The following is a 4,902-nucleotide window of genomic DNA, read 5'->3' as shown; positions in this document are numbered from 1 at the left end:
CGGTGGCGTCGCCTTAACCGAGTTTGGGATGCGGTAGTCTCTTCGACCTGAACTTCACGCATCAATCGACAAAGCGATTTCCCGCCAGGTCGAGATGGCGTGAGTGCGAAGCTGGCGATGGTCTGCGGCGGTCAAGTCTTTGCGGTGAAGAAGGAAGAGATTGGCGATCTGGCCGTGAGTGGAGACGAAACGCTGACATTGCCGCGCGGACTTGAAGCGCATCATGCGCCGCTCTCGTCGTCGCACAGCAAGATGGGAATTTTCAGCCTGGTTGTTCAATCCCTTGTGCGAGCGATGTTCGACCTTCGGCATCAAATCCGCCTTCGCAGCCGAATAGGAACGCAGCTTGTCGGTCAGCATCACGCGCGGGGCGATGCCTTGACCCTTGAGCAGTTTGCGCATCAGACGCAAGGCTGCTGCCTTGTTCCTTCGGCTTTGCAAGAGGGCGTCGAGAACGTAGCCGTTGGCATCGACGGCGCGCCACAGCCAGTATTTCTTTCCCTTGATCGTCACCACCATCTCATCGAGCTGCCACTTGTCGGCAAACTGGCCTCGTGAGCGGCGTCGGAGCTGATTGGCGAACTTCAAGCCAAATTTCGCCGCCCATTCCGAGACGGTCTGGAATGAGACGTTGATGCCGCGCTCGGCCAACAGATCTTCGACGTCGCGTAAACTGAGCGGAAATCGGAAATACAGCCAGACCGCATGGGTGATGATCTCGGCAGGAAAGCGGTGGCGTCTGAAGTGGGCGGCAGGGAATTCGGTCATGACAATCCGAATATCAAGTCGGCTAAAACAGGCGGTTAAGGCGACGCCACCNAAGTGGGCGGCAGGGAATTCGGTCATGACAATCCGAATATCAAGTCGGCTAAAACAGGCGGTTAAGGCGACGCCACCTCCGAACGCCATTCGCCTCGCGCCCGGAAAATCCGGCGAGATCGTCTGGAAGTTCACCAACGACGGCGTGTTCAAGATCGCCTGCCTCGTTCCCGGTCACTACGATTCCGGCATGCACGGCGACGTCACGGTCGCGAAGAAATAAGGAGCAACAGAAATGACGATGAAAGCTATCACAAGAATCACACTCGCCTTCGCCTTCGGCACCGCCGCCTTCGCGCAGGAATTCACCAGCGGCACGGTCAAGAAGCTGTACGAGAAGGCGAAGAAGGTCACGCTCATCCATGAAGAGCTGAAGAACCTCGAGATGCCGGCCATGACGATGGTGTTCCAGGTCGCTGATGACGCGATGCTGGAAAAGCTCAAGGTCGGCGCAAAGGTCCAGTTCGTTGCGGTCAAGTGAAGCACAGGGCCGCGCTGGATGCAGCGCGGCCCCGTTCCTCATGAGACCGGCAGGAGGCAGAAGGTGCGCCAGAGATCCTGCTTCCAATCCCCCGGCTCGGGCGAATCCGACAGCATAAACTCTGATTGGCCGATCATGACGGCCTTCGGCGCGGCGCATCGTACCTTTGCAAGGTGGGCGCTGTGGTCGATGAATCTGATCTGACCCTCGGGTCCGCGCTCCGTGAGCGCGACTTGCACATCGAAATTATATTCCGGGTCAAGAGAGGTTGCCGCGACGGTCACGGACAGGCTGATGGTCGTTTCATCCGCGAAATAAGACGTATGAAACGGCTGATCCTCTTGGGCATTTGACGCCGACACCAGCAAAGCCAGAACGACAAATGCGCATGTTATGCCAGTTCGCATTGCACACCCCTCCCATAGGCGACTTGGCCGCCTCATCCTATCACACCACAACTCCACTCGCAGCCGCCCGATTTCCTCAAACCCGCCTCGACAGGTCTGGCAGGGTATCTCGCCGCCAATGCTCCTCAATTGATGCCGTTCGCCCGCTGAAGCTCGCGCACATAGGCCACGATCGTAGCGACGTCGGCCTTCGTCAGACCCGGCTGAGGAGGCATGTTTCCGAATTTCCAGTGATGCGCGCGCACGCCGTTGGCGACGGCCATTTCAAAGGCGTAGTCTCCGTGGTGAGAAGGTTCGTATATCCGATGGATGAGCGGCGGGCCGGCATCGGTTCCGGCCGCGTTCTTGCCGTGGCACGCTGCACAGACGGCGTTGAAAGCTCGTTCTCCCATCTTTGCGGTGTCGGACAATGACGAAGGCACGACAACCGACAATGCCGTCCCCTGGCCCGATACTCCTCTTCTGGCTTCGTCTTCCGATCCGGTTCGATTCCAAAGCGCAAAGCCCGCAACCGCTGCCGCGGCGACGAGCAGAGCGAAGACGTTTCTCTTGTTCATTTGTGAATCCTTATGTCTTTAGGCCGCCGAACACCCTCTCTGCCGCCATCAACTGCCGAACCCGTCGGCATGAATGTGGTGGTGGGGCGGCGCGCGATGGCGATGTGGGGCCACGAAATTGTTTTCGTGGCCTCCGGCGTGTCAGCCGTTCGAGATGCGGCGTTGGTAGTCTGCCTCTCGCTGCGGCCAGGTACTCTTGATGTAGTCGAGGACAGCCTCGATCTCGGCGGAGGTCAGAGCCTCCCGAAAGCCGGGCATGTCACTCTCGTAGCCACCGCCAACCACCGCGGCGGTCCCATCGGTGATGATTGCGAGGAGCTGCCTGTCCGAATGATGCCAGGTGTGACCGGTCTCGTCATGCGGCGGCGCCGGAAGGCGGCCGCTCGTGCCCGGGCTGCGCCAGTCGGGCTGGCCTTCGAGTTTCGTGCCGTGACAGCTCGCACAGTTCGCTAGATAGACTGCCCGGCCAAGGGCGATGCGATCGCTCGCCTCCTGACCGGATCGTCCCTTTCCGACCAAGATCGCACCGGCCGCCGCCAGGAGAGTTGCGGCGACCGCGATCCAGAGCGGTTTCATGCAGCGATCCTGAACTCGGTCATCATCCCGGTGGCCAGATGCGGCATATGATGGCAATGCAACATCCAGCTCGCGGCCTCGCCGGCATCAAGGGCAACAGTGACCATCGACATCGGCGGTATGTACACGGTATCGCGGCGCGCACCTTCGAAGCGTCGCCTGTTGATGCCAACAACCTGGAATGCATGCCCATGCAGATGCATCGGGTGCCCCATCATCGACATATTGTGGAACATCAGTTCCACCCGATCGCCGCTCGTTGCGGCAACCGGCCGATGCTTGCCCCATGTTGCTCCGTCGATGGTCCAGACATAGGGCTGCATCGAGCCGCCGAGCATGATCATGTGGCTTCGATCCACCGGACGGGCGGCAAGCGTGTCGACAGCGACCAGCCGTGACTCCTGAGACAAGTCCGTGTCGAAGGCCGGGGCGTCATTCGCTGAAAGGGAATCGATCCTGTCGATCGTGGCGCCCGCGGGGGCGAGAATAATGCCGGTCCTTTCACGTTCGCCCTCCCTGAGCGCCAGAATCGGCCATGCGCGGGTCTCATTTGGAAGGTCGATCTCCAGGTCGAGACGCTGCCCCATGGCCAGCCCGAACCGCGAACCCGCGACCGGCTGGACCTCATGCCCGTCGACGGCGACGAGCCGGGCTTGTGCTTCGCCCGTGTCGATCCAGAAAACGGTGGCTGCGGCTGCGTTGATGACACGGAGGCGAACCCGGCCGCCGCGTTCGACCTGAACGACATCGGGATCGGACAGGGTTCGGTCATTGGCGAGATAGGCATCCCAGTCGTAGTCGTTGAGATCCATCGCCATGTTACCCATATCCATGGCCATCGAGCCCATTCCCCCGGCCTCGCCCTGGTTCATTCCAGGCATGCCGCCATGGTTCATGCCTTGCATCGCGCGTGACATGCCGGCAGCGCCATGTCCATCAGCGCTTGCGCTGGTGATCTCTTCCAGCACTTCTTCCGGTGTCTTGAACGCGAAGTCGTGCAGGAACAGGACGACTTCCTGCCGATCGGCGGATAGGTCTTCTGCCCTCCGGACGATCAGTGGCGCGGCGAGCAATCGCATTTCCTGGATCGGCACATGGCTGTGCATCCAGTGCGTTCCGGGCTGGGGCGCGAAATCGAAGCTGCGCGTTTCACTGGGCTGAAGAAGCGGCTGCGGCATATCCGGGACGCCGTCCTGAGCGTTCGGGGGAATCTGGCCGTGCCAATGAATGATCGTGGACTCGGCGAGATCGTTGGTCAGATCCACCCGAAATCGCTCGCCCGGATCGAGGAGCAGCCCCTGCCCGTTGGGACCAGCAAGTCCGAAAACGGTGGCCGGTCGATTGTCTATATCGAGCGTGCGGCTGGTGGCGGCCAGGCGGATCGCAGCCGCGTCCTGGCCGTAGGCCCTGATGGGGAAATGGGATGCAGCAAGCATGGCTGCGCTGGCGGCGAGGAAGCCGCGTCGTGAAAAGGTCGTCATATTCGTCACCTCGGGACGATCTGTCCCGCCTGAAAGGTCCAAATGGATCGCAGCGGGATCAGCCCCGCCGCAGGCTCAGAGGAGGCGCGATATAGGAGGGCGATCATTCCGGCCGGGAGCTGCCGCAACGAAGACGGCATCCGGCGGGAAGGGATATTTTTGCCGCGAGCTGATTTGCTTTGCCGAAGTACGCACAACCGGAAGCCAGGCCGATATTCCGGCGCAGGCGAAGGCGCACAATCCGGCATCTGCTTTGCAGGATTTCCCTTCGCTGCAAGCGGCCATCGAAGAAGAGGCTTGCTCCATGTGCTGCGTCAGCGCGGCGCGTTCCAACATCCCGGACATGCGGGTCTCGTGTGCTTGAACGGCAAAAGAAGCAGCGGCAAGCGAGATGGTTGTAACAATGATAAGCAACGCGCGAAGCATGGGCAAAGAATAGAGCCTCGCCGACCCTTTGTCCATTGATGAAGCCTGCATGCCGGCCGTCCTGCTCATAGGTTTGAGGGGCGTGTCGCAAATTCTTTTGGTTAACTAGCTGTTGACCACAACGGTGGAAATTCAGCTCCCGATGTAGCGGAGCG

The 4,902-nt window shown here is 60.5% G+C and carries 7 protein-coding genes and 1 pseudogene; 2 read left to right on the top strand and 6 right to left on the bottom strand.

Translation table 11 applies throughout. The features are described 5' to 3' along the window. Positions 1-54: 54 nt before the first annotated feature. The gene (locus AKG12_RS28835; protein ID WP_037095196.1) at positions 55-768 is read right to left on the bottom strand and encodes an IS6 family transposase; all 714 of its coding nucleotides are present in this window, start codon (positions 766-768) and stop codon (positions 55-57) included. Between the two features lie 130 nt (positions 769-898). On the opposite strand from AKG12_RS28835, the pseudogene AKG12_RS28830 reads away from it, so the two are divergent. Together AKG12_RS28830 and AKG12_RS28825 are read left to right on the top strand one after the other, a co-directional pair. Further along, positions 899-1,042: pseudogene (locus tag AKG12_RS28830) on the top strand (sulfocyanin-like copper-binding protein); the annotation flags it as partial. Positions 1,043-1,060: 18 nt separating this feature from the next. Continuing rightward, positions 1,061-1,300 carry a copper-binding protein gene (locus AKG12_RS28825; RefSeq protein ID WP_052821449.1) on the top strand — a complete coding sequence of 80 codons (240 nt, stop codon included), beginning with the start codon at positions 1,061-1,063 and terminating at the stop codon, positions 1,298-1,300. 38 nt (positions 1,301-1,338) lie between these two features. Here AKG12_RS28825 and AKG12_RS28820 read toward each other — a convergent pair whose 3' ends face one another. From AKG12_RS28820 to AKG12_RS28800, 5 genes are all read right to left on the bottom strand, one after another. Continuing rightward, positions 1,339-1,662, bottom strand: a complete 324-nt coding sequence (locus AKG12_RS28820; RefSeq protein ID WP_137088076.1) for a hypothetical protein — start codon at positions 1,660-1,662, stop codon at positions 1,339-1,341. Between the two features lie 170 nt (positions 1,663-1,832). Then, entirely contained in the window at positions 1,833-2,264 is a 432-nt protein-coding gene (locus AKG12_RS28815; protein ID WP_052821446.1) for a c-type cytochrome, read from the bottom strand. Positions 2,265-2,405: 141 nt separating this feature from the next. Then, positions 2,406-2,840, bottom strand: a complete 435-nt coding sequence (locus AKG12_RS28810; RefSeq protein ID WP_077546207.1) for a c-type cytochrome — start codon at positions 2,838-2,840, stop codon at positions 2,406-2,408. Then, positions 2,837-4,321, bottom strand: coding sequence for a multicopper oxidase family protein (locus tag AKG12_RS28805; RefSeq protein WP_037094843.1), 1,485 nt, complete (start codon positions 4,319-4,321; stop codon positions 2,837-2,839). The genes AKG12_RS28810 and AKG12_RS28805 overlap by 4 nt, the downstream gene beginning before the upstream one ends. A 75-nt stretch (positions 4,322-4,396) precedes the next feature. Next, positions 4,397-4,798 (bottom strand): hypothetical protein, encoded by a 402-nt coding sequence (locus AKG12_RS28800; protein WP_115672697.1) that lies wholly within the window; start codon positions 4,796-4,798, stop codon positions 4,397-4,399. Positions 4,799-4,902 lie beyond the last annotated feature (104 nt).

The organism is Agrobacterium sp. SUL3, assembly GCF_001263295.1.
Taxonomy (GTDB): Bacteria; Pseudomonadota; Alphaproteobacteria; order Rhizobiales; family Rhizobiaceae; genus Agrobacterium; species Agrobacterium tomkonis.
Note: the sequence above shows the minus strand (reverse complement) of the source record. Positions and strands in the feature narration are given on the sequence as shown.

Coding starts and splice junctions, on each gene's coding strand:
- AKG12_RS28835 (WP_037095196.1), bottom strand. CDS start 768: ATGACCGAATTCCCTGCCGCCCACTTCAGACGCCACCGCTTTCCTGCC.
- AKG12_RS28825 (WP_052821449.1), top strand. CDS start 1,061: ATGAAAGCTATCACAAGAATCACACTCGCCTTCGCCTTCGGCACCGCC.
- AKG12_RS28815 (WP_052821446.1), bottom strand. CDS start 2,264: ATGAACAAGAGAAACGTCTTCGCTCTGCTCGTCGCCGCGGCAGCGGTT.
- AKG12_RS28810 (WP_077546207.1), bottom strand. CDS start 2,840: ATGAAACCGCTCTGGATCGCGGTCGCCGCAACTCTCCTGGCGGCGGCC.
- AKG12_RS28805 (WP_037094843.1), bottom strand. CDS start 4,321: ATGACGACCTTTTCACGACGCGGCTTCCTCGCCGCCAGCGCAGCCATG.
- AKG12_RS28800 (WP_115672697.1), bottom strand. CDS start 4,798: ATGCAGGCTTCATCAATGGACAAAGGGTCGGCGAGGCTCTATTCTTTG.